This window comes from Streptomyces sp. NPDC005803, assembly GCF_040630435.1.
Lineage (GTDB): Bacteria > Actinomycetota > Actinomycetes > Streptomycetales > Streptomycetaceae > Streptomyces.
Genome location: NZ_JBEXXO010000006.1, coordinates 282,609 through 305,580, shown reverse-complemented (window position 1 = coordinate 305,580; position 22,972 = coordinate 282,609). Strand labels below are relative to the sequence as shown.

At 70.9% G+C, this 22,972-nt stretch carries 15 protein-coding genes; 7 read left to right on the top strand and 8 right to left on the bottom strand.

Going from position 1 to position 22,972, the window contains the following annotated elements; translation table 11 throughout:
- Window positions 1-447: 447 nt before the first annotated feature.
- Window positions 448-945, top strand: coding sequence for a lamin tail domain-containing protein (locus tag ABZ454_RS11930; RefSeq protein WP_359537467.1), 498 nt, complete (start codon window positions 448-450; stop codon window positions 943-945).
- Between the two features lie 112 nt (window positions 946-1,057).
- Here the strand turns inward: ABZ454_RS11930 and ABZ454_RS11925 are convergent, their stop codons facing one another.
- Window positions 1,058-3,082: a SpoIIE family protein phosphatase gene (locus ABZ454_RS11925; RefSeq protein ID WP_356325352.1), complete on the bottom strand. Its 2,025-nt coding sequence runs from the start codon at window positions 3,080-3,082 to the stop codon at window positions 1,058-1,060.
- A gap of 262 nt (window positions 3,083-3,344) precedes the next feature.
- Here ABZ454_RS11925 and ABZ454_RS11920 point away from each other — a divergent pair, with 262 nt between their 5' ends.
- Window positions 3,345-5,234 (top strand): rhamnogalacturonan lyase, encoded by a 1,890-nt coding sequence (locus tag ABZ454_RS11920; protein ID WP_359537465.1) that lies wholly within the window; start codon window positions 3,345-3,347, stop codon window positions 5,232-5,234.
- A 46-nt stretch (window positions 5,235-5,280) separates the two neighbouring features.
- Here ABZ454_RS11920 and ABZ454_RS11915 read toward each other — a convergent pair whose 3' ends face one another.
- The gene (locus tag ABZ454_RS11915) at window positions 5,281-6,573 is read right to left on the bottom strand and encodes a DUF6777 domain-containing protein (RefSeq protein WP_359537463.1); all 1,293 of its coding nucleotides are present in this window, start codon (window positions 6,571-6,573) and stop codon (window positions 5,281-5,283) included.
- A gap of 142 nt (window positions 6,574-6,715) precedes the next feature.
- Between ABZ454_RS11915 and ABZ454_RS11910 the strand changes: the two genes are divergently transcribed.
- A complete protein-coding gene (locus ABZ454_RS11910) occupies window positions 6,716-8,002 on the top strand; it encodes a streptophobe family protein (RefSeq protein WP_359537461.1) in 1,287 nt (428 codons plus the stop codon).
- Here ABZ454_RS11910 and ABZ454_RS11905 read toward each other — a convergent pair.
- The 5 genes from ABZ454_RS11905 to ABZ454_RS11885 all read right to left on the bottom strand — a co-directional run bounded on the left by ABZ454_RS11905 (window position 7,999) and on the right by ABZ454_RS11885 (window position 14,554).
- Window positions 7,999-9,018, bottom strand: a complete 1,020-nt coding sequence (locus tag ABZ454_RS11905) for a serine/threonine-protein kinase (protein ID WP_359537459.1) — start codon at window positions 9,016-9,018, stop codon at window positions 7,999-8,001. The two genes, ABZ454_RS11910 and ABZ454_RS11905, sit on opposite strands and share 4 nt — an antisense overlap.
- A complete protein-coding gene (locus ABZ454_RS11900; protein WP_359537458.1) occupies window positions 9,018-9,611 on the bottom strand; it encodes a hypothetical protein in 594 nt (197 codons plus the stop codon). The genes ABZ454_RS11905 and ABZ454_RS11900 overlap by 1 nt, the downstream gene beginning before the upstream one ends.
- A 9-nt stretch (window positions 9,612-9,620) precedes the next feature.
- Complete coding sequence (locus ABZ454_RS11895; protein ID WP_356325350.1) at window positions 9,621-11,975, bottom strand: FHA domain-containing protein; 2,355 nt, start codon at window positions 11,973-11,975, stop codon at window positions 9,621-9,623.
- Window positions 11,976-12,125: 150 nt separating this feature from the next.
- Window positions 12,126-13,766, bottom strand: coding sequence for a phosphoglucomutase (alpha-D-glucose-1,6-bisphosphate-dependent) (gene pgm / locus ABZ454_RS11890; RefSeq protein ID WP_356321943.1), 1,641 nt, complete (start codon window positions 13,764-13,766; stop codon window positions 12,126-12,128).
- Between the two features lie 50 nt (window positions 13,767-13,816).
- Complete coding sequence (locus tag ABZ454_RS11885; RefSeq protein ID WP_359537457.1) at window positions 13,817-14,554, bottom strand: 4'-phosphopantetheinyl transferase superfamily protein; 738 nt, start codon at window positions 14,552-14,554, stop codon at window positions 13,817-13,819.
- 188 nt (window positions 14,555-14,742) lie between these two features.
- On the opposite strand from ABZ454_RS11885, the gene ABZ454_RS11880 reads away from it, so the two are divergent.
- Complete coding sequence (locus ABZ454_RS11880; protein ID WP_356321941.1) at window positions 14,743-15,237, top strand: GNAT family N-acetyltransferase; 495 nt, start codon at window positions 14,743-14,745, stop codon at window positions 15,235-15,237.
- Between the two features lie 129 nt (window positions 15,238-15,366).
- Here ABZ454_RS11880 and ABZ454_RS11875 read toward each other — a convergent pair whose 3' ends face one another.
- Window positions 15,367-15,804 (bottom strand): glutaredoxin domain-containing protein, encoded by a 438-nt coding sequence (locus tag ABZ454_RS11875; RefSeq protein ID WP_359537455.1) that lies wholly within the window; start codon window positions 15,802-15,804, stop codon window positions 15,367-15,369.
- A gap of 462 nt (window positions 15,805-16,266) precedes the next feature.
- On the opposite strand from ABZ454_RS11875, the gene ABZ454_RS11870 reads away from it, so the two are divergent.
- From ABZ454_RS11870 to ABZ454_RS11860, 3 genes are all read left to right on the top strand, one after another.
- On the top strand, window positions 16,267-20,277 hold the full coding sequence (locus tag ABZ454_RS11870) for a discoidin domain-containing protein (protein WP_359537454.1): 4,011 nt from the start codon (window positions 16,267-16,269) through the stop codon (window positions 20,275-20,277).
- 213 nt (window positions 20,278-20,490) lie between these two features.
- The gene (locus tag ABZ454_RS11865; protein WP_359537452.1) at window positions 20,491-21,915 is read left to right on the top strand and encodes an extracellular solute-binding protein; all 1,425 of its coding nucleotides are present in this window, start codon (window positions 20,491-20,493) and stop codon (window positions 21,913-21,915) included.
- 88 nt (window positions 21,916-22,003) lie between these two features.
- The gene (locus tag ABZ454_RS11860; RefSeq protein WP_356321937.1) at window positions 22,004-22,963 is read left to right on the top strand and encodes a sugar ABC transporter permease; all 960 of its coding nucleotides are present in this window, start codon (window positions 22,004-22,006) and stop codon (window positions 22,961-22,963) included.
- The last annotated feature ends 9 nt before the right edge of the window (window positions 22,964-22,972 follow it).

Here is a 22,972-nt window from a genome sequence, read left to right as displayed (position 1 = left end):
CTCGATTCATAGCTTCAAGGGTCACTCAACCACTCCTGCCGGGCCGGCGCAATCGCAGCGTTCGGCCGCTGTTCGAGGGAACCTCCGTGCTGCTTTCCCGGGGTAACGGAACGGGTGTTCAGGTGCGGTGCGACGGCGGTTGTTACAGGTCCCGGACTGGAGGGCGGTCCGGCCCGTACGGGCGCGCCGGGAAGACCTGGTCCGCAGCGGTCGGCGTCAACCTGACGCCGCGCGGGTGGATGCAGCGGGCAGGAATTGACAGGTACCCGGAGCTCTCGGTGCATGCCGCCTACAGTCGCCTGTGACGGAAATGTCTGTACTTCGTAACACATACCGAGGCGGTGCCCAGGTGCCCGGCCGCGGGGCCAGAGTTTGCCTTCCCGGTACGACGCCGGGACCGAACAACGCCCGGACCGCAGGGCCCGGGCCTGTCCTTGAGGGGTCTTCATGTCCCGTTCCGCACGACGGATCACCGCCACCGTTCTCGCCGCCGGCGCGCTGATGGCAGCCGCCGCTCTCCCGGCGGTCGCAGACGACCACGGCCACGGCCACGGCCACGGCCACGGCCACGGACGCGGTCACGACCAGCGCTCGGCCGTCGTCCTGGGCAAGATCCAGTACAACAGCCCCGGCCACGACGACGGTTCGAACCGCAGCCTGAACGCCGAATGGGTCACGGTCACCAACACGAGCCGTCACGCGGTCAACCTGCGCGGCTGGACCCTGCGCGACGAGAGCCACCGCACCTACCGGTTCGACCTGCGTCTGCCCGGCCGCTCCTCGGTGCGTGTGCACACCGGCGTCGGCCGCGACACCCGCACCGACGTCTACCAGGACCTCCGCCGCTACGTCTGGGACAACAGCGACACGGCGACCCTCCGCGACGAGCACGGCCAGAAGGTCGACTCCAAGTCCTGGGGTCACCGCTACGGCGGCCGCCGCTGACCTCGGCGACCGCCCGCTGAACCCGGGGCGGCTGCCGACGCCCTGACCGCGGCGCACCACGGCCCGACCGCCGTGGTGCGCCGCACCCGTGTCCGCGTCGGGGCGCTCCGCGTCAGGAGGTGTCGTCGGCCGGGACCTCCTGCTCGGTCCACAGGGCCTTGCCGCCGAGGCTGTACCGGGTGCCCCAGTGCGTGGCGAGCTGGGAGACGATGAACAGCCCGCGGCCGCCCTCGTCGACGGTGCGGGCGTGACGCAGATGCGGTGACACCGGGCTGGTGTCGTGGACCTCGCAGGTGAGGGTGCTGTCCAGCAGGAGCCGCAGCCGCAGCGGCGGAGTTCCGTAGCGCACCGCGTTGGTGATCAGCTCGCTCACGATCAGCTCGGTCGCCTCGACCGTGCCCTCGTCGAGGTCCCATCCTTCGAGCCGGTCCCGCACCAGGGTGCGGGCGACGGCGGGCGTGGTCCGGTCGTGGGCCAGGTCCCACGTCGCGACCCGGTCGGGCGGGACGACACCCGTCCTGGCGAGCAGGAGGGCGGCGCCGTCCGGACGGGCTTCGGCGGGCAGGTTGTAGACGATGGCGTCGCACAGCTCCTGCAGGCCGCGGTCCGGACGGGCGAGGGCGTCCTGCACCCTGGTCACGGACCCGTCGGCGGGCAGGAGCGAACCCGTGAGGAAGGCCAGCACGCTGCCCTCGTCGAGTTCGACGGCCGCGGTGGCGAACGGGGCGCAGTCGCTGGAGAACAGCGGCGGCCCCTCGGGCACGTCGAGGGGGACCGGACGCCCGTCCGGACCGACCACGACCGGCGGCGGGTGTCCCGCCCGCGCCATCGTGCAGGTCCGGGTGAACGGGTCGTAGACCGCGTACAGGCAGGTCGCCGTCAGCGGCTGTCGGTGCAGGGAGTCGCCGGGCGGCAGGGAACGGCGCTCGATGGCGAGCCGGTCGGCCGTGTCGTTGAGCCGGGCCAGCACCTCGTCCGGGTCCAGGTCGAGGCCGGCCAGGGCGTGGATGGCCGTGCGGAGCTGCCCCATGGTGATGGCGGTCTGGAGTCCGTGCCCCTCGACGTTGCCGATGGTCAGCGCGGTCCGCGCACCGGACAGCCCGATGGTGTCGAACCAGCAGCCGCTGTTGCGCCCCGGAAGCAGCGCATGCGCGGTCTCCACGGCGGTGCGGACGCCGTCGAGCTGGGGCAGGAGCCTGCGCTGGACCGTCGAGGCGATCACGTGGTCGCGCTCGTAGCGCCGGGCGTGCTCGATGCTCAGTGCCGTGTGCGCGGACGCCGTGAGGGCGAGGGGGAGGTCGTTCTCGTCATACGGTTCGCTGCCCCGGCACCGGTAGAGACTCACCAGGCCGAGGACGGCGCCGTGGACCTTCATCGGGGCCACGATCAGGGAGTGGGCCCCGGTCACCTCGATCATCCGGGCCGTGACGGGATCGGCGTCCAGCCAGGGGGTGTCCGGCCCGAGAGCCACGAGCCGGGGGCGCAGGTCGTTGGCTGCCAGTGCGAAAGGGGTGTGGTCGGACAGCCGTCGCAGCTCTCCGACCAGCTCGTCCCCGCCGGCCCCGCGCACGGCCGCGCGACGCAGCGGGACATCGCGTCCCATCGGCCCCAGCGGCGGGTCCGCCCCGCGCAGGACCTCGTCGACCACCTCGACCACGGCGAAGTCGGCGAACCCCGGGACCAGCGCGGCGACGAGCCCCTCGCACGTCGCCGCCATGTCGAGGGAATGGCCCACTTCCCGGCGTACGGCCTCCAGGCGGCCGGCCCGGGCGCGCGCCTTCTCCCGTTCGTTGACGTCGACGACCGCCGCCAGCAGTCCGAGCGGCCGGCCGGAGGGGGCGTCCAGGCGGTGGACAGTGACCATCAGACTGCGGCAGGGACCGGGGGCCTCCCTGAGCCTTCCTCGGATGACCCGCTTCAGTGCCGGCGCCCCGCTCTCCAGCACCCCGCGCAGCAGATGCTCCGCCTCCTCGGGCTCGTCGAGCAGGTAGGCGTCGGTGAAGTACAGCCCTACGATCCGGTCGGGCTCGACCGTGTCGGACAGGAAGTTGACGCGTACGACCCGCAGTTCCGTGTCCAGCACGTGCAGCCCCACGACGGACTGGCTGAACAGTGTGTCCAGGAGCGCGCCGGCCATGTCGTCGGCCCGGGGCGCCCCTGGGTCCGGTGCACCGGCGTCCGGCACGTCGCACCCCCATCTGGCTCTGCCCGCTGCGCATCGGCAGCTCTGCGGACAGCCTGCGCACCCCCGGCCGGGCCCGCCACCGTGCGGTGGCAGACGGGTGAAGCGGGCCCACCCACGGCCCGCCGCACATCCGTTCCGCCCGGGCGGCAACCTTTCCGGCTCCGGCAGCCACAGAGGTGTACCCCACCCGTCCCCACTCCGGAAGGCACGCACCGTGGCTCCTGAGCATCCCCGAACCCCCCGCGGACGCCGTACCCCCCGCATCCGCACCCTGCTCGGCGCGTTCACCGCGGGTCTGCTGGCCGCCGCGGGACTGGTCGTCACCGGCCAGACCTCGCACGCCGCGACCGCACGCCAGGCGGAGGCGCTGGACCGCGGCGTCGTCAGCGTCCACACCGACGCCGGCAACCTGATCAGCTGGCGCTGGCTCGCCACCGACGCCGACAGCGTGTCCTTCAACGTCTACCGGGCCGGTACGAAGGTCAACGCCTCGCCCGTGACCGGCTCGACGAACTACTTCCACGCCGGGGCCCCGAACTCGGCCGACTACACGGTGCGCGCGGTCGTCTCGGGCGTCGAGCAGGGCGACTCCGTGCACGCGATCCAGTTCCGCAGCGGCTACAAGGACGTGCCCATCAGCCCGCCCGCCGGCGGTACGACACCCGACGGCGTCGCCTACACCTACGAGGCCAACGACGCGTCCGTCGGCGACCTCGACGGGGACGGCGCACTCGACTTCGTACTGAAGTGGCAGCCCACCAACGCCAAGGACAACTCCCAGTCCGGGTACACGGGCAACACGATCGTCGACGGGATCAAGCTCGACGGCACCCGGCTGTGGCGCGTCGACCTGGGCCGCAACATCCGTTCGGGTGCGCACTACACCCAGTTCCAGGTGTACGACTACGACGGCGACGGCAAGGCCGAGGTCGCGATGAAGACCGCCGACGGCAGTGCCGACGGCAGGGGCACCGTGATCGGCAGCGCGTCGGCCGATTACCGCAACTCCTCCGGCTACGTCCTGTCCGGCCCGGAGTACCTGACCATGTTCAACGGGCAGACGGGTGCCGCCATGGGCACCGTCGACTACGTCCCCGCGCGGGGCACCGTCTCCTCGTGGGGCGACAGCTACGGCAACCGCGTCGACCGCTTCCTCGCGGGCACCGCCTATCTCGACGGCTCCAGGCCCTCGCTGATCATGGCGCGCGGCTACTACACGCGTACGGTGATCGCCGCCTGGGACTGGCGCAACGGGGCGTTCACCCGGCGCTGGACCTTCGACACCAACAGTTCGACCAACTCCGGCAAGGGGTACGACGGACAGGGCAACCACCAGCTGTCGGTCGCCGACGTCGATGCCGACGGCAAGGACGAGATCGTCTACGGCGCGATGGCCGTCGACGACAACGGCAACGCCCTGTGGACCACGAAGAACGGCCACGGCGACGCCATGCACGTCGGTGACCTGGACCCGTCCCGCCCGGGACCGGAGGAGTTCAAGGTCGACGAGGACAGCTCGAAGCCCTCGTCGTGGATGGCGGACGCGAGGACCGGACAGGTCATCTGGTCGACGCCCGCCGACGGCGACAACGGACGCGGCGTCAGTGACGACATCTGGTCCGGCAGCGCGGGCGCCGAGTCCTGGTCGTCCGCGGCCGACGGGGTACGCAACCCCAAGGGCGCCGTCGTCGCGAGCCGCAAGCCCTCCAGCGCCAACTTCCTGTCCTGGTGGGACGGCGACACCACCCGGGAGCTCCTCGACGGCACCCACATCGACAAGTACGGCACCTCCGGCGACACCCGGCAGCTGACCGGGGCGTCGGTCCACTCGAACAACGGGACCAAGGCCACCCCCGCGCTCTCGGGCGACCTGTTCGGCGACTGGCGCGAGGAAGTGGTCTGGGCGACCACGAACAACACCGCCCTGCGGATCTACTCCACCCCGTACGAGACCGGCACGAAGATCACCACACTGCTGCACGACACCACCTACCGCACGGCCCTGGCCTGGCAGAACACGGCTTATAACCAGCCGCCGCACCCGAGCTTCTTCATCGGGAGCGGGATGGCGACGGCGCCGCGGCCCACCGTGTCCACACCCTGACGGCGTACGGCCCGCCGGGCCACCGGCGGGCCGTGACCGAGCACTCCTAGACGGTTCTCCTGATCGAGGCGCCGTCGCCCGACGCCGGTGGCGCGGGCGGCGGAACCTGCGACTCTCCGGTCTGCGGTGTCACGGGTTCGGGGGCCGACTCGGACGTCGGCGGCGCCTCGGAGGAGGGCGGCGGTGGCGGGGGCGGCTCCTCGGACGAGGGAGGTGGCGAGGGCGGCCTCGACGGCTCACCGGGCTCCGTCGTGGGCGCCGACGGCTCATCGGACGCCGGGGAACGCGAAGAGGAGTCCGAGGGGCAGGGTTCGGCCGCACCGCCGCCGGACCGCGGCGGACACGGCGAGGCGCTCGAGTCGGCCGGCGGACGCGTCTTCTTGTCACCGCCCCCCGTGTCACCCGCGTCCCGCTTGAACCAGGTCTCGGTCCGGGGGTCGAACATGATGAAGACGTCCACCGGCTCGGCGGCGGGCTCCACCACCACCACGTCCCCGGGCCGGTACCCGGGCCAGGCCTTGCCCTTCTGCTGCGGCGTCCCCTTCAGCGCGACCGGCGGCAGCAGCGGGTTGCCGCACGCACACCGCACCCTGGGCACCCCGCGGTCGTCGATCAGCACCGCCGTTCCGGCCTGGAGGACCGCCTGGTAACCGGTGGCCGCGCCGTTCACGTAGCCGTGGTTGGTCACGCGGGTGTCGAGCCGCAACTGGACCGGTGTGAGCGCGCGCAGATACGCCGGGACCTGGGACGGGGTGATGCCCTCCACCGAGGCGAAGGCCTGGTTCTTGGCGGGCTGGCCGGTGAGGGCGGTGATCTGCTTCTCCACGTCACAGGCGGAGACCTTCCGGGTGCCGCCGTACAGGCCGGGGGCCGAACCGTCCACGGCCTGGGTGACGTGGGACCGCGTGCGGGAGGCGCTCGCCACCGGACTCGGCACGGTGGTCGGCGACGCGTCCGAGGCGCTGCTGCGCGCGGTCGAGCCGGTGAAGGGATCAGGACCGGTCGAGCCCGCCGCCTCGAGGAACACCTCCCCGCCCTCCTTGTCGGAGCCGCCGGGCCGGGTGAGGACGACGGTCACCACCACCGCCGCGACCAGGGCGACGACGATCGTCGCCACCTTGGGGACCGACCGCCACCAAGGGCTGCGGGGGCCGCCTCCCGGTCCCTGCGGGGTCCCTCCCGGACCGCCGGGTCCACCGGGCCCGCCCTGACCGCCGCCTGAGGGCGGACCGGACGGGCGCTCGGGAGGGGGCGGTACGGGCCCCTCCCGTGAAGGACCCGAAAGCGGACCCGAGGGCGGCCCCGTCGGGCGGCCGGACGACGGCGGCTGGTCACTCACGGCTCTTCTTCCCCACGCCAGGATCGGTTCCGAATTCTTACGGTATGAGTCATTGTGTGCCCGGTGGCCGCGCAGCACGCAAGCCGACGCGGTCGGCCCACCCGAGGGGCGGCCCGCGGCGCGGCTCCCTAGCGTGGGGCCCGTGACGTCACAGGGACCGGGCCTCGCCCGCACGGGAAACCGCGTCGCGCACGGCTGGGGCGACGCGCTGTCGGCCGTTGCCGCGGGGTTCGTGGTCATGGGCGCCACCGCCGCCCTCGGCCTGTGGGCGGCGGGCGCCGCGGGACTCCCCGGCGGTTCCTTCCCCCGCGTGGTCGCGGCCGTCGTCGTCATGGCGGCGGGCGGGTCGGTCGCCCTGTCGGGTAACGCGGGGGAACTGGCCCGCACCCACGCGGACATCTCCGTGCTTCCCCTCTCGGTCACCCTCGTCGGCGCGCTGGCCGTCGCCGCCGGATTCCTTCGCCCCCTGAGACACCGCGCCGTGGCCACCACCCGTGAACTGGCCGGCTGGGCCGCCCGGATCGCGGTGCTGTGGGCCCTGGTGCTCATCGTCCTGTCGCTCCTCGCCCGGCAGACCTTCGACTTCCCCGGGGCCGACCCGACGGGCGGGGTCATCGACGACGTGCTGGACTCCTCACCCCGGGCCGGATTCCGTGCCGAGATCCCCCTCACCCTCGTCCTCGGCCTGCTCTGGCTGGCAGGCGTCCTCCTCCTGGCCCTGCTCGTCTCGCGCGGCGCGCCGCTTCCCGCGTACCTGGTGCGCCACCAGGAGTCCGTGCGCCCGGCCGCGTACGCGATGGTGGCGCTGCTGCTCGCCTACGTGGTGGTGGGCCTGGTCATCGCACTCGTCGTCGCGGCGACCCGCGGGCATCCCGCCGAGACGTTCGCGGTGATCCTGCTCGGCCTGCCCAACGTCGTCTGGCTGGTGCTCACCCTCGGGCTCGGGGCGTCCTGGGAAGGGAAGGTGGACGGCCCGTTCGGACTGCCGATGCCGCAGGTACTGGACTCCGTTCTGCGGACGCCGGACCTCTCCACCCTGAACGTCGGGACGCTCGCCGAGCAGGACGGCCGTGCCTGGTGGTGTGTCGTCGCCGCCGCGCTGTTCACCCTGGGGGCCTCGTTCGTGGCGGCCGCGCGCTCCCCGGCCCGGACGCGCCCCTGGCGGCACGCCCTGCACATGGCCGCGGCACTCACCCTCACCGTGCTCGCCGTTTGCCTGCTCGTGCGGATCTCCGCGCACTACGGCCTGTCCCTGCTGGGCCTCGGTGACCTCGGAGGAGGGCTGGGCGGCGAGGTACTGCTGCGACCGAAGCTGTGGACCGCGCTCGGACTCGCCGTTCTGTGGGGGCTCGGTACGGGCTTCCTCGGCGGGATGCTCGCCACCCGAGTCCACCGGCGCGGCGAGGTGGATGCCGAGGACAGGACCTAACCCGCGTACCCGGGGAAGACCGGCAAGGCCCACCGGGGCGGGGCGGGCGGCGGTTCGGGCCCCGACTGCCAGGCGCCGACCCGCCGGTCCACCCGCGTCGGCGGATGCCCGCCCCGCGCCTCGCCCCGCGCTGCGGCGCGCAGCGCGGCCACGAACTGGAGGCACGAGTCGTAGCGGTCGTCCGGACTCTTCGACAGGGCTCGGGCCAGCACCGCGTCGACACCGGCCGGGAGACCGGGGCACAGCCCCGTCAGCGGCGGCGGCGGATCGAACTGGTGCGCCCACAGCAGCGCCATGTCGTCGTCGCGCTGGAAGGGCGGGGCCCCGGCCAGCGTCTCGTGCACGACGCACGCGAGGCTGTAGACGTCGCACCGCCCGTCCACCGGGCGGCCCGAGATCTGTTCGGGCGCCACGTAGTCGAGCGTTCCGACGAACTGGCCGACGGAGGTGAAGCCGGTCAGCGACAGCGACTTCTTCGTCAGGCCGAAGTCCGTGAGGTACACGTGCTCCGGATGGTCGCTGTCCGTGCCCGCCGCGACCAGGATGTTGCCCGGCTTCACGTCCCGGTGCACCAGGTCGTGATCGTGGGCGGCATCGAGGGCGGACGCCACCTGGGCCGCGATCCGGACCGCGGTTCCCAGGGGGAGCGGCCCCTGCCGGTCGATGAGGGCACGCAGGTCCTGCCCGGCCACGTAGCGCATGGCGATGTAGAGGATGCCCTCGGTCTCGCCCGCCTCGAAGATCGGCACGATGTGCGGGTGGTCGATCGCGGCGGCCACCCGCGACTCATGGGTGAACCGCTTGCGGAAGGTGTCGTTGCGCGCGAGTTCCGGAGCGAGCAGCTTGAGCGCGACCGTCCGGTCCAGCCGCAGATCCTTGGCGCGGTAGACGACCGCCATCCCGCCGCGCCCGATCTCCCCCTCCACCAGGTAGTCGGCGATCTGCCGGCCGATCAGCTCCGAGGGCCGCCCTGCGGGCAGTGAGGCATCGTCCATCGGGCCCGTGGCCGGGGCCATCACACATCACCCGGCCGGGTCCGCGGATGCGCCGGGGGATTGACGAGCCGGGTCGCCTCCGGCTCCGCCCCGGACACCGGAGCCCCGTCGCTCGCCGGGGCGCCGCCCGGCCGGCCGGGGCCGGACCGGGCCGCGTAGGTCGTCAGCCTGGTTCCGTCCGTGTACACCCAGCGCTCGTGCTCCGCGTCGAACAGCCACACCGACTCGCCGTCGACGACCACTCCGGCACGCAGACCCTGGGTGCGGCGGCGGAAGGTCTCGCCGTCGATGCGGCCCTCGACGAGTTCCTCGGACGCACGGCGGAATCGGTCCAGGGACTCCTGGATCCTGGCCAGCAGAGGCCGCGGGTCCGCCGTGCGGGCCATGGGCTGCCCGGCCTGCGGCGGGTCACGCGGTACGGCCACGAGCAGCCGGCCGTCGACCCACGCCGACCAGCCGTTGGCGCACAGGACCTCGCCCCAGTCACCACGCCGGTCGAGGAGTTGGACGGGGAGCAGTGGGTCGAGCGGTTCGGTCGGCCGGGACACGTCGGGCGCCTCCCAGGCGGGGAGTCCGTCCTGGGGGACGACATGGGTGGGCCGGAAGTCCTCCATGGGCCGCTCCTACTTCCGCATGATGGCGGGTTCGTGCCGGCGCAGGAGCCTGGCCACCGCGAAACCGAAGACGGCGGACAGCACGACCAGCATCCCCATGTCGAGGAGCCAGATCCCGGCGGAGTGCTCGAAGAGGGGGTCCGCCGTCAGCTTCCCGGGCACGATCCTCGCCAGGCCGATCGTCCCCGCCATGGCGCCCAGCGCCCAGCGGGAGGGGATCAGCCAGGACACCTGCTCGAGGCCGGGCACGCCGTGCAGCTTCAGCAGCGCGCCGCAGAAGACGACCTGGACGATCGCGAGCAGTACCAGGAGGGGCATGGTGACCTCCTCCTTGCGTACCAGTGCGGACACCAGGAGGCCGAGCATCATCGCGGTGAAGGACAACAGCGCCACCGTCAGGGTGATTTCGACCAGCGGTGGCAGGAGTACGCCCTTGCCGCCGGGGGCGTTGAGATCGACGCCCACGAGACCGACCAGGGTCAGTACGACGGCCTGGAGCACGGTGATGGTGCCCAGCACCACGACCTTGGACATCAGATACGCGGATCTGGACAGGCCGACGGCCCGTTCGCGCTGGTAGATCACCCGTTCCTTGACCAGTTCCCGGACCGCGTTGGCGGCCCCCGTCAGGACACCGCCGACACACAGGATGAGCAGCGCGTTCATGGCCGTCTCCTGGGTGAGCCGGCTCCCGGCGAGGGCCCGGGTCATGGCGCCCATCACGAACGGCAGCGCGATCATGATGACGAGGAACGTCCGGTCCGCGCTGAGTGCGGCCGCGTACCGTCGCACGAGGGTCCGCAGTTGCGCCCCCCAGCTGCGGGTCTTCGGCGGCGGGGCGACCGTCGCGGCGGGGGCGTGCGGCAGCCGGGGCTGTGCACTGGCGTTGGCGATGTACCGCCGGTGCAAGGGGGAAGCGGCGAACTCCTCCGCCCAGGGCCGCTCGCGGTCGTTCTCGAAGGCCTCGAACGCCTGCGGCCACTCGGCGAAACCGAAGAAGGCCAGTGCGTCCCCCGGCGGGCCGTAGTAGGCGATCCTCCCGCCGGGTGCGAGCACCAGCAGCCGGTCGCACACGTCCAGACTCAGCACACTGTGGGTGACGACGATGACGGTGCGCCCGTCGTCGGCGAGACCGCGCAGCATGTGCATGACCGAACGGTCCATGCCCGGGTCGAGACCCGACGTCGGCTCGTCGAGGAAGAGCAGCGACGGCTTCGTGAGCAGCTCCAGTGCCACGCTCACCCGCTTGCGCTGGCCGCCGGAGAGACTGTGGATCGCCTGGTCGGCCCGCTGCTCCAGCCCGAGTTCGCGTACCACCTCGGCCACCCGCTCCCGGCGCTCCGACCTGGCCGTGTCCTGCGGGAACCGGAGCTCCGCGGCGTACCCGAGCGCTCTGCGCACGGTCAACTGGGCGTGCAGGATGTCGTCCTGGGGCACCAGGCCGATGCGCTGGCGCAGTTCGGCGTAGTCGTGGTAGAGATCGCGGCCGTCGTAGAGGACGGTCCCCTCGTCGGCGGGGCGCAGTCCGGTCAGGGCGTTCAGAAGGGTGGACTTTCCCGCGCCGCTGGGCCCCACCACCCCCAGCAGGCACTTCTCGCCCACCGGGAAGGCGACATGATCGAGCAGCGTCTTGCGTCCCCTGTCGACGGTGACCGCCAGGTCCTGGACGTCGAGCGAGACTTCGCCGGTGTCGACGAACTCCTGCAGCGAGTCCCCGACCAGGCAGAACGCGGAGTGGCCGATACCGACGATGTCCCCGGGGGAGACCTGCGCGCGATCGGCCGGCTGACCGTTGAGGAAGGTTCCGTTGTGCGAGCCGAGGTCGACGATCTCGTACGTGCCGTCCGCATGGGCCAGCAGTTCGGCGTGGCGGCGGGAGACGCTCAGATCGTCTACCACCAGGTCGTTCCCGGATCCGCGGCCGATCCGTACGGTGCGGGCGGGCAGCGGCCGTACGGTGGTCGGCTGACGGAACGTGTGGGTCGCGGCAGGCGTCATCACGGCCGACGGACGGTCCGGCGGGGGCGCCGGCGCCGGCGCGCGCCAGGTGCTCAGCACGGCCTGCGGCCCGTCCTCCGGATGGCCGAAGCGCAGGAGTGTGCCGGGTCCGACGTCCGACTCCCGGATCCGCCGGCCACCGGTGTACGTGCCGTTCGTGCTGCCTTCGTCCTCGATCGACCAATGGCCGTCCAGCGCCCTGAGCACCGCGTGATGCCACGAGACCCGGGGGTCGTCGATGACGATGTCGCTCAAGGGGTCGCGTCCGACGTGATACTCCCGGCCCGGACTCATCACCGTGGGTGGCCCCGCATCGGTTTCGAGGACGAGCTCGGGCGCCGTCGGCGCGACAGACCGCTCTCCCATGCCCGAATTCTATCGACCGGTGTGGATATGTGCCCACCCAGTCACCCGTGCGCGAGGCGCACGGGCGGGCCGGTGCGGGGAGACGGGAAACCGTGTCCCCGCACCGGCCCCTGGGTCTCCCCGCACCGGCCCCTGGGAGGGGAGAGGGTGTCAGGCCTCCAGAGCGGCGGAGACCACGGCCTTCGCCTCCTCCTGGACGCGGGCGAGGTGTTCGGCGCCCTGGAACGACTCCGCGTAGATCTTGTAGACGTCCTCGGTGCCCGAGGGCCGCGCCGCGAACCAGGCGTTCTCCGTCGTCACCTTGATCCCGCCGATCGCGGCCCCGTTGCCCGGCGCCGAGGTGAGGACCGCCGTGACCGGTTCGCCCGCCAGGGTGTCGGCGCTGACCTGCTCGGGGGACAGGCGTGCCAGCACGGCCTTCTGGTCGCGGTCCGCGGGGGCGTCGATCCGGGCGTAGGCGGGCTCGCCGAACCGGGCGGTCAGCGCGGCGTAGTGCTCCGAGGGGGAATCGCCCGTCACCGCGAGGATCTCGGAGGCGAGCAGGGCCAGCAGGATGCCGTCCTTGTCCGTCGTCCAGACCGACCCGTCGCGGCGCAGGAAGGAGGCCCCGGCCGATTCCTCGCCGCCGAAGCCCAGCGTCCCGTCCGCCAGGCCGTCCACGAACCACTTGAAACCGACGGGCACCTCCACCAGTTCCCGGCCGAGATCGGCGGCGACCCGGTCGATCATGCCGGACGACACCAGGGTCTTGCCGACGCCCGCACCCGCCGGCCACCGGTCCCGGTGCGCGTACAGGTAGTTGATCGCCACGGCGAGGTAGTGATTGGGATTCATCAGCCCCGCGTCCGGGGTGACGATGCCGTGCCGGTCCGCATCGGCGTCGTTGCCGGTGGCGATCGAGAAGCGGTCGCGCTGCCCGATCAGCGAGGCCATCGCGTACGGCGAGGAGCAGTCCATCCGGATCTTCCCGTCCCAGTCCAGCGTCATGAACCGCCAGGTGGGATCGGTGAGCGGATTGACCACCGTCAGGTCGAGCCGGTGCTGCTCGGCGATGCGGCCCCAGTACGCGACCGAGGCGCCGCCCAGCGGGTCGGCGCCGATCCGCACACCGGCCGCGCGCACCGCGTCCAGGTCGAGCACGGACGGCAGGTCCGCCACGTAGCTGCCCAGGAAGTCGTACGTCCCGGTCGACTGCGCGGCCAGCGCCCGGACGTACGGCATGCGGCGCACGTCCTTGAGACCGCCGGTGATGATCTCGTTGGCCCGGTCCTGGATCCAGCCGGTCGCCTCCGACCCGGCGGGGCCGCCGTTCGGCGGGTTGTACTTGAACCCGCCGTCGCCCGGCGGATTGTGCGAGGGAGTGACCACCACCCCGTCGGCGAGGTGCGAGGCGCGGCCCCGGTTGTACGTGAGGATGGCGTGCGAGACCGCGGGGGTCGGCGTGTAGCCGTCCGCGGAGTCGACGAGCACGGTCACATCGTTCGCGGCGAACACCTCGACTGCGGTCACCCGCGCGGGCTCCGACAGCGCGTGGGTGTCGGCCCCGAGGAAGAGCGGCCCGTCCGTGCCCTGCTGGGCCCGGTACTCGCTGATCGCCTGGCTCGTCGCCGCGATGTGGTCCTCGTTGAACGCGGTGGCCGTCGAGGACCCGCGATGCCCCGAGGTGCCGAAGGCGACCCGCTGGCCCGGTTCGGCGGGATCCGGGTGCAGCGTGTAGTACGCCGTCACCAGCCGCGCCACATCGGTCAGGTCCTCCGGGCGCGCCTGCTGTCCGGCTCGTGTATGCGGCATCTGCCACTCCTCCGTATCGGTCGGTCGGTCGGTACGATCTGCCCGCCCCGCTATTTTCGCCGGTCGCCGTCCCGGGCGGGCGGCTGCCCCGCCGCGCGGACCGCCACTGCCGCCGCGTATCCGGCGGGGACCTCGACGTCGGTGACCGTCCAGCCCGCCGGGCCCGGCCGGGGCAGGAGGCCGGTGCCCATGTACTCGGCCGCGAGGCCGCCGGCCAGGCCGGTGCCCTCGCCCTTGAGGTGGGCCTCCTTGCGGGTCCAGACCCGGCCGAAGGCGGCCGGCCGCTGTTCCGCGGGGAGTTCCGCCAGCTCGCGCGACTCCGCGGGATGCAGCTGACCCGCGATCTCGGACACGACCTCGGGCGTCGGGACCACTTCGACATCCACTCCCACGGGGGCGTCCGCGAACGCCAGCAGTGCCACTCCGCGGGTGTGTGACAGGGAGAAGTGCACGCCGCCGCCCGTAGCGGGACGGCCGTGCGGACCACCGCAGGACGGGCAGGGCTCCCGGGTGAGGGGCACGGCGTCGGGCGCCACCCCCAGCCGGGCCCCGAGCAGCAGCCGCAGGGCCACGTGTGCGGCGACGTAGCAACTCCGGTCGGCCGCGAGGGCCAGGCGTGCCGCTCTGTCGAGTTCGCCGGCATCGAGAACGCCCGGCGCGAGCCGCTGCGCACGCCCGCCGTGCCGTACGGCGTCCACCAGCCACAGGGAGGGGGCGCCGGGCGGGAACGGGAGGGCAGGGATCCGGTCGCCGTCCTCGGGGAATGCGAACACCTCGGGCTGATACACCGTTACGTCGTTTCCTTCGGCGGGCGGGCGCCGTGCGGGCGTGTCACGGCGGAGCGGTCACTCATATCCTATGGAGATCCGACCTGGTCTCGACGTACGGTCGATCACCGGGTGGCCAGGTCACCGCGCTCACCAGGATGCCGCGGACCTTTTCCGGTCCCCCGGTCCTTCCGACAGGAGACCCACGGATGTCACCGGACAACCGACCGCACCCAGGCGCGGTACAGCTGCGGGAGGCCCGCGTCGAGGACGCGGACCGCCTCACCCGGCTCTTCCTCGATTCCCGCGCCGCCGCCATGCCGTACCTGGCGAGGGTGCACAGCGACGAGGCCACGCTCGCCTGGATGACCCATGTCGTGCTGCCCGGCACGGACGTCTGGGTGGCCGAACTCCGGGACGAGGCAGGAGTCGTGGAGCCCGTCGGCTTCGTCTCGGTCGACGGCGAGGAGCTCGAACACCTCTATCTGCGTCCCGATGCGCGGCGCCGGGGCATCGGCACCCTGCTGCTGGCGAAGGCCCGGGAGCGCAGCCCCGAAGGGCTCGCCCTCCACGCCTTCCAACGCAACGCGGAGGCGCGGGCCTTCTACGAGCGGCACGGGTTCACCGCCGTCGAGTTCGACGACGGCAGCCGCAACGAGGAGAACGAGCCGGATGTCAGATACCGCTGGAGCCCGTCGGACTGAACCCACGGCGTACGGCCGGACGAGCGGGGTGCGCGCCGGCGGGCCCCGCCCGTCGTGGCGCTTCCAGGGCCCGTGCGGCAAGCGGGAGTTGTGGAGCAGGCGTCCTTGAGGACGGTCTCTCCCGCCCGCTCACGGGGAGGAAGTGAGCTGTCCGCGCACCCAGGCGGCATCGGGGTTCACATGGGGCCGGCCCGCCACGAGGACGGTCGGCACGGTCTCGTCGCCCTGGTTGGCCGCCCTCACCACCGCCGCTCCGTCCGGGTCACGCCAGATGTCGACCCAGTGCAGTCGCCGCGCGGCCCGGCCCAGCCGGAGACGGAGTCGCAGACAGTACGTGCAGCCCGCCCGCCAGAAGACGACCGGCCGGCCGTCGACCGCGCTGCGGCGTTGCGCCTCCTGCGCACTGATCGACCTCGGGAAGATCAGGGGCGAGTTCACACCTGCGAGCAGCACGAACATCAGCAGGACGACTCCGGCCTCCCCGGCGCTTCCCCTCAGGAGCATCCCGGCCGAGACGACTGAGCCGCAGAGCACGAACAGTATCGGCAGCATCCACGCGCGCATCATGATGCCGCAGGCTACCGACCCGTCGAAGCGCACGACCGGTCAGGTCACTCAGCCCGACGCGCGCGTCGGCGCCCGACCGCCGTCGCCGACGGCGAAACCGCCGTTCACGGGAGCAGAGCAGAAGCCCCGCACCCCCGCACCCGTCTGCCGGCCCGCGCACGAGCCGGCACCCCTCACCACCCACCATTCACGCAACTCCTTGCGTGCTGCTCGTGCGCGCGACGTCGGGTCAGGGCGTAGGCAAATGCCGTCAGTGACACGTCAGTTGTGCCACATGCGCGCAGTGCGGTTTGCGCTCAGGTCTTCTGTCGCAACTGTGGACTGGTTCTCAATTCTCTGCAACTCTCTGACCGCAAAACGCAAAAGTCCATCCCGTGGGCGCAGAAATTCATGCCGACGGGTACGCAGTCAGAGCCGCGCCTCGGTCGCGCCCCCTGCGCCGAGGCCGAAGATCGGGGACACATGAGAACGCAACGCCGACGATGGCGGGTTCTTTCCGCCACCCTCACCACCAGTCTGCTGATGGTCGGCGGGCCGGCGCTCAACGCGTCGGCGGCCGGCGGCCCGGACGTCGCCGCCGGTCACCGGACGGCGGCGAGCAGCTCCGCCGCCGGGAGAGCCGCCGCGAACATCGCGGACGGAGACCGGTCGACGTACTGGGAGGGGTCGGGCAGCGCCCTGCCCCAATGGGTGCAGAGCGACCTGGGCAAGGTCACCCGCGTCGACCAGGTCACCCTGAGGCTTCCCGCCGACTGGAGGAGCCGCCGACAGACCCTCTCGATCCAGGGCAGCGCCGACGGCACCAGTTTCACCACGCTCAAGACCTCGGCCACCTACACCTTCGCGCCGGGCAGCTCCAACAAGGTGACCGTCACCTTCCCGGCCACCCGGGCCCGGTTCGTACGGGCGCACATCACCGCGAACACCGCGTGTAGGAACGGCCAGCTCGCCGAGCTGGAGGTGCGCGCCGCGGCCGAGTCGTCGGTGAACCTGGCAGCCGGACGCACGCTCACGGCCAGCAGCTACACCCAGACGTACGTCGCCGCCCACGCCAACGACGGCAACGTGGCCAGCTACTGGGAGAGCCGCAACGGCGATCTGCCGCAGTGGATCCAGGCCGATCTCGGGTCCTCGGTGCGGGTGGACCGCGTGGTGCTGCGTCTGCCGGACGGCTGGGAGACCCGCAGCCAGACCCTGAAAATCCAGGGCAGTTCCAACGGCTCGGACTTCACCGACCTGACGCAGTCCCAGGCGTACAGCTTCAGCCCGACGGCGGGCGAGTCGGCGACGATCGCGTTCGACGCCACGACCACCCGCTATGTGCGGGTACTGGTCAGTGCCAACACCGTCCAGCCGGGCGCGCAGGTCTCCGAGCTGGAGATCTACGGACCCGTCACCGGTGACAACCAGGCGCCCACCGCCCCGTCGCAGCTGGCGTACACCGAGCCGGCCGCCGGGCAGATCAAGCTGACCTGGAAGGCGTCGACGGACGACACCGCCGTCACCGGCTACGACATCTACGCGAACAACACGCTGTTGACGAGCGTGGCCGGGGACGTCACCACGTTCACCGACACCCGCCCGGCCGGCACCACCGTGTCGTACTACGTGCGGGCCAGGGACGCCGCGGGCAACGCTTCGGCGAACAGCGGCACCGTCACCCGTACCGGGAGCACGGGTGCGGGCTCCAACCTGGCGGTCGGCAAACCCATCACGGCCTCGTCGGTGGTCCACACCTTCGTCGCGGAGAACGCCAACGACGACCAGCTGACCACCTACTGGGAGGGTGCCGGGGGCGCATACCCCCATACCCTCACGGTGAAGCTGGGTGCCAACGCCGACACCGAGAGCGTCGTCGTCAAGCTCAACCCGGACAGCAGCTGGGGGGCCAGGACGCAGAACATCCAGGTCCTCGGCAGGGAGCAGAGCGCCTCGTCCTTCACCGGTCTGGTCCCCGCGAAGGACTACGCGTTCAGCCCGGGCAGCGGCAACGCGGTGACGATTCCGGTCACCGCCCGGGTCGCGGACGTCCAGCTGAAGTTCACCTCCAACACCGGGGCGCCCGCCGGTCAGGTCGCGGAGTTCCAGGTGCGGGGCGTGCCGGCATCCAATCCGAACCTCCAGGTCAGCTCGGTGACCGCGGCGCCGGCCGCGCCCGTCGAGTCGGATCCGGTCACCTTGACGGCCACGGTCCGCAACAGCGGCGCCCTCGCGGCGCCGGCCGGCAGGCTCGACTTCCTGCTCGGCGGATCCAAGGTCGCGACGGTGTCCGTCGGCGCCCTGGCCGCCGGGGCGTCCACGCAGGTCAGCGCCGCGATCGGGCCGCGTGACGCGGGCACGTACACGCTCGGTGCCGTCGCCGACCCGGCCGGCGAGATCATCGAGGAGAACGAGACCGACAACGCCTACACGAGTGCGACCGGCCTGGTCGTGAAGCCGGTCGCCAGTTCCGACCTGGTGTCCACCGGAGTCAGCACCTCTCCGTCGGCCCCGTCCGACGGCCAGAACGTCACCTTCTCCGTCGCCCTGAAGAACCAGGGCTCGGTGGCGTCCGCCGGCGGCGGTCACGCCGTCACGCTGACCCTGCTCGACTCCAAGGGCGCCACGGTGAAGACCCTCACCGGTGCGTACACCGGCGCGATCGCCGCCGGTGCGACGAGCGCCCCGGTGAACCTGGGCAACTGGACGGCGTCCAACGGCTCGTACACCGTCAGGACCGTGATCGCGGACGATGCCAACGAACTCCCGGTGAAGCGGGGCAACAACACCTCCACCAGCTCGCTCTTCGTCGGCCGCGGCGCCGACATGCCCTACGACATGTACGAGGCGGAGGACGCCGTCACCGGTGGCGGCGCGCAGGTCGTGGGTCCGAACCGGACCGTCGGGGACCTCGCGGGCGAGGCTTCCGGCCGCAAGGCCGTCACGCTCAACAGCACCGGAAACTACGTGGAGTTCACCACCAGGGCGAGCACCAACTCCCTGGTGACCCGCTTCTCCATCCCCGACGCCGCAGGCGGCGGAGGCATCGACTCCAAGCTGAACGTCTACGTCGACGGCACCTTCCTCAAAGCCATCGACCTCACCTCGAAGTACGCCTGGCTGTACGGGGCCGAGACCGGTCCCGGGAACTCCCCGGGCGCGGGATCACCCCGGCACATCTACGACGAGGCGAACGTCTTGCTGGGCAGGACCGTCCCGGCGGGCAGCAAGATCCGGCTGCAGAAGGACGCCGCGAACACCAGCACCTACGCGATCGACTTCGTCAGCCTGGAGCAGGCGGCACAGATCGCCAACCCGGACCCGGCCGCCTACGCCGTCCCGGTCGGCTTCACCCACCAGGACGTCCAGAACGCCCTGGACAAGGTCCGGATGGACACCACGGGCAAGCTCATCGGGGTCTACCTGCCGGCGGGTGACTACGCGACCGCGAGCAAGTTCCAGGTCTACGGTAAGGCCGTCAAGGTCATCGGAGCGGGGCCCTGGTACACCAGGTTCCACGCGCCCTCCACCCAGGAGAACACCGACATCGGCTTCCGGGCCGACGCCGGCGCCAACGGATCGATGTTCGCCAACTTCGCGTACTTCGGGAACTACACCTCGCGCATCGACGGGCCGGGCAAGGTGTTCGACTTCTCCAACGTCTCGGGCATGGTCATCGACAACGTCTGGAACGAGCACACGGTATGCCTCTACTGGGGCGCGAACACCGACAACATCACCATCAAGAACTCCCGCATCCGCGACACGTTCGCCGACGGCGTCAACATGACCAACGGCTCGACGGACAACCACGTCGTCAACAACGAGTCACGGGCCACCGGCGACGACAGCTTCGCGCTGTTCTCGGCGATCGACTCCGGGGGCGCGGACATGAAGAACAACCTCTACGAGAACCTCACGTCGCTCCTGACCTGGCGTGCGGCGGGAGTGGCCGTCTACGGCGGCTACCAGAACACCTTCCGCAACATCCGCATCGCTGACACCCTCGTCTACTCCGGCATCACCGTCAGCTCGCTGGACTTCGGCTACCCGATGAACGGCTTCGGCACCGATCCGACGACGATCGAGAACGTGTCGGTGGTCCGCTCCGGCGGACACTTCTGGGGCACGCAGACCTTCCCCGGCATCTGGCTGTTCTCGGCGTCCAAGGTCTTCCAGGGCATCCGGATCAACCACGTGGACATCGTCGACCCGACGTACAGCGGCATCATGTTCCAGACCAACTACGTGGGAGGCCAGCCCCAGTTCCCCATCAAGGACACGATCCTGACCGACATCTCGATCACCGGGGCCCGCAAGAGCGGGGACGCCTTCGACGCCAAGTCCGGTTTCGGCCTCTGGGCCAACGAGATGCCGGAGGCCGGCCAGGGACCGGCCGTCGGTGAGGTCACCTTCAACGGGCTGAAGCTCAGCGGCAACGCGCAGGACGTGAAGAACACGACCTCGACCATGAAGATCACCATCAACCCGTAGCACGCACCGGATCCAGGGCGCCGTCCGGTCCGCCGGACGGCGCTCCGTGCCGCGCGCGCGTCGACAACCGCACGCCGCGTGCGAAGCACTGTCAAACTTTTACGAAAACTGCGCGAGATATTGCGCTCACATGTCGGCGCTGGTTGAGTGTGCCTCGCCCCGGCAGTCAGCCGGCCGAGGGCCATCCACGCTCATGCCCAAAGGGGACCATCGATGAGAAGTGCTGGGTTGCGCCGCACACGCCGTACCAGCCGCGCCTGTGCGGCTGCCCTTGTCACCGCACTTGCCCTGACCTCGCTCGCCTCCTGCGGCACGAGCAGCAGCAAGGACGACGACTCGGGCCATGCGTCCAAGGGGTCGTCCGACCCCTCGGCTCCGCTCGACCCGAAGGCGAAGGTGACGATCTCGATCGACTGCATGCCGCCGGCGGCCAAGGCCGCGGAGCTGCGTGAGTGGAACGAGGACATCAAGACGTTCAACAAGACCTACCCGAACGTCAAGATCAACGGAAAGTCCACCCCCGGACAGTGCAACGAGCCGCCCCGCTTCACCGCCATGCTGAAGGGCAAGTCGCAACCCGACGTCTTCTACGCGTACTTCACCGACCTCCAGCAGGTGCTGGACAACGACGGAGCCGAGGACATCTCCGGCTACGTCAACGACAAGACCGTGCCGGCGCTGAAGGACATCCAGCCCCAGGTCATCGACGTGGCCCGCAAGGACGGCAAGCTCTACGCCCTGCCGACCAGCAACTACACCATGGGCCTGATGATCAACCGGAAGCTGTTCACGCAGGCCGGCCTCGACCCGAACACCCCGCCCGCCACCTGGGACGAGGTCCGCACCGCGGCCAAGAAGATCGCGGGCCTGGGCAAGGGCATCGCCGGGTTCGGCGAGTACAGCGCCGGCAACAACGGCGGCTGGCACTTCGCCGCCACCCAGTACGGCCTGGGAGGAGACGTCGTCGACGCCTCGGGCAAGAAGGCCGCCTTCAACGACGCCACCGGCAAGCAGGTCCTCCAGCAACTGCACGACATGCGCTGGGAGGACGACAGCATGGGCAAGACCCAGCTGCTGAAGTGGGGCGACCTGCAGAAGCAGATATCCAGCGACAAGCTGGGCATGTTCCTCGCCGCCCCCGACGACATCGCCTACATGGTGCAGCAACTGGGCGCCTCGTACGAGACCTTCGGCCTCGGACCGATCCCCGGCGCCAAGGGAACCCTGTTCGGCGGCAACAACTACATGATCAAGAAGGGCAGTTCGCCCGACCAGATCAAGGCCGCCGTCGCCTGGCTGAACTTCAAGAACCTCACCCCGGGCAAGGGCCAGTTCGACTGGGCCCGCACCAAGGCCGACAAACTGCCCGTCGGACTTCCGCAGCCCAACTTCTTCGTGGGCGACAGCAAGGCCAAGGACGACGCGTCGCGCACCGCCAACGCGTCGATGCCCATCGAGAACTTCAAGGCCTTCATGGACAACCCCGTCCAGGGAAAGGCCGAGCCGCCGAAGGCGCAGGAGATCTACAAGATCCTCGACAACGCCATGTCCGGTGTGCTGACCAACGAGGACGCCGACATCGACAAGCTGCTCTCCACCGCCGAACAGCAGGTCAACCAGGTGCTGGCGAACCAGTGACGGACGCGCGGGACCGGGTCACGCGGACCCGGTCCCGCATCCGGACCCGTCCGACTGCGCTCACGTTCACCGGCACCGAGGAGACACCATGTCGGCCCCCACCCTGTCCTCGCACAAGGCGACCACGCCTCGTCCAGGACATCCAGGCCCCGCCCGCCGGGACTCCGCCCGCGAGGAGTTCCTGCGCGCCGTGCGCCGCAACATCTCAGCTCACGGCTTCCTGATCGGAGCGGTGCTCTGCTTCTCGCTCTTCTCCTGGTACCCGATGGTCAGGGAGTTCGTCCTGGCCTTCCAGAAGACCGAGGACGGGAAGACCACCTGGGCCGGCTGGTCCAACCTGACCTACGTCTTCAACGACCCGGCGTTCTGGCAGGCCTGGCGCAACACCCTGCTCTTCACGGTGCTGGCGCTGCTGCTCGGCTTCCTCGTCCCGTTCGTCGTCGCCGTCGTGCTCAACGAGTTCCGGCACGGTCAGGGCTATCTGCGGCTGCTGGTCTACCTCCCGGTGATGCTGCCGCCGGTCGCCTCCGTCCTGCTGTTCAAGTACTTCTACGACCCCGGATACGGACTCTTCAACCGCGTCCTGGACGTGTTCCACCTGCCGGCCCAGCAGTGGCTCCAGGACACCGACACGGCCATGCTCTCGGTCGTCATCGCGGCCACCTGGATGAACATGGGCGGCGCCACCCTGATCTACCTGGCCGCCCTCCAGGGCATCCCGGGGGAGCTGTACGAGGCGGCGGAGCTCGACGGTGCGGGGCTGCTCCGCAAGGTCTGGCACGTCACCATCCCGCAGACCCGGCTCATCCTCTCGCTGCTCCTGCTCATGCAGGTCATCGCCACGATGCAGGTCTTCACCGAACCCTTCCTGCTCACCAACGGCGCCGGCCCGGAGGGCTCCACCACCACCGTCGTCTACCTCATCTACCAGTACGCCTTCAACTTCAACAACTACGGCAGCGCGGCGGCACTCGGCCTCGTCCTGCTCGTCGTCCTCGCGGGATTCTCCGCGGTGTACGTACGACTGAGCCGCAGCAGCGAAGACTAGGACGGGAGC

Coding starts and splice junctions, on each gene's coding strand:
- ABZ454_RS11930 (WP_359537467.1), top strand. CDS start 448: ATGTCCCGTTCCGCACGACGGATCACCGCCACCGTTCTCGCCGCCGGC.
- ABZ454_RS11925 (WP_356325352.1), bottom strand. CDS start 3,082: ATGGCCGGCGCGCTCCTGGACACACTGTTCAGCCAGTCCGTCGTGGGG.
- ABZ454_RS11905 (WP_359537459.1), bottom strand. CDS start 9,018: ATGGCCCCGGCCACGGGCCCGATGGACGATGCCTCACTGCCCGCAGGG.
- ABZ454_RS11900 (WP_359537458.1), bottom strand. CDS start 9,611: ATGGAGGACTTCCGGCCCACCCATGTCGTCCCCCAGGACGGACTCCCC.
- ABZ454_RS11895 (WP_356325350.1), bottom strand. CDS start 11,975: ATGGGAGAGCGGTCTGTCGCGCCGACGGCGCCCGAGCTCGTCCTCGAA.
- pgm (WP_356321943.1), bottom strand. CDS start 13,766: ATGCCGCATACACGAGCCGGACAGCAGGCGCGCCCGGAGGACCTGACC.
- ABZ454_RS11880 (WP_356321941.1), top strand. CDS start 14,743: ATGTCACCGGACAACCGACCGCACCCAGGCGCGGTACAGCTGCGGGAG.
- ABZ454_RS11875 (WP_359537455.1), bottom strand. CDS start 15,804: ATGATGCGCGCGTGGATGCTGCCGATACTGTTCGTGCTCTGCGGCTCA.
- ABZ454_RS11870 (WP_359537454.1), top strand. CDS start 16,267: ATGAGAACGCAACGCCGACGATGGCGGGTTCTTTCCGCCACCCTCACC.
- ABZ454_RS11865 (WP_359537452.1), top strand. CDS start 20,491: ATGAGAAGTGCTGGGTTGCGCCGCACACGCCGTACCAGCCGCGCCTGT.
- ABZ454_RS11860 (WP_356321937.1), top strand. CDS start 22,004: ATGTCGGCCCCCACCCTGTCCTCGCACAAGGCGACCACGCCTCGTCCA.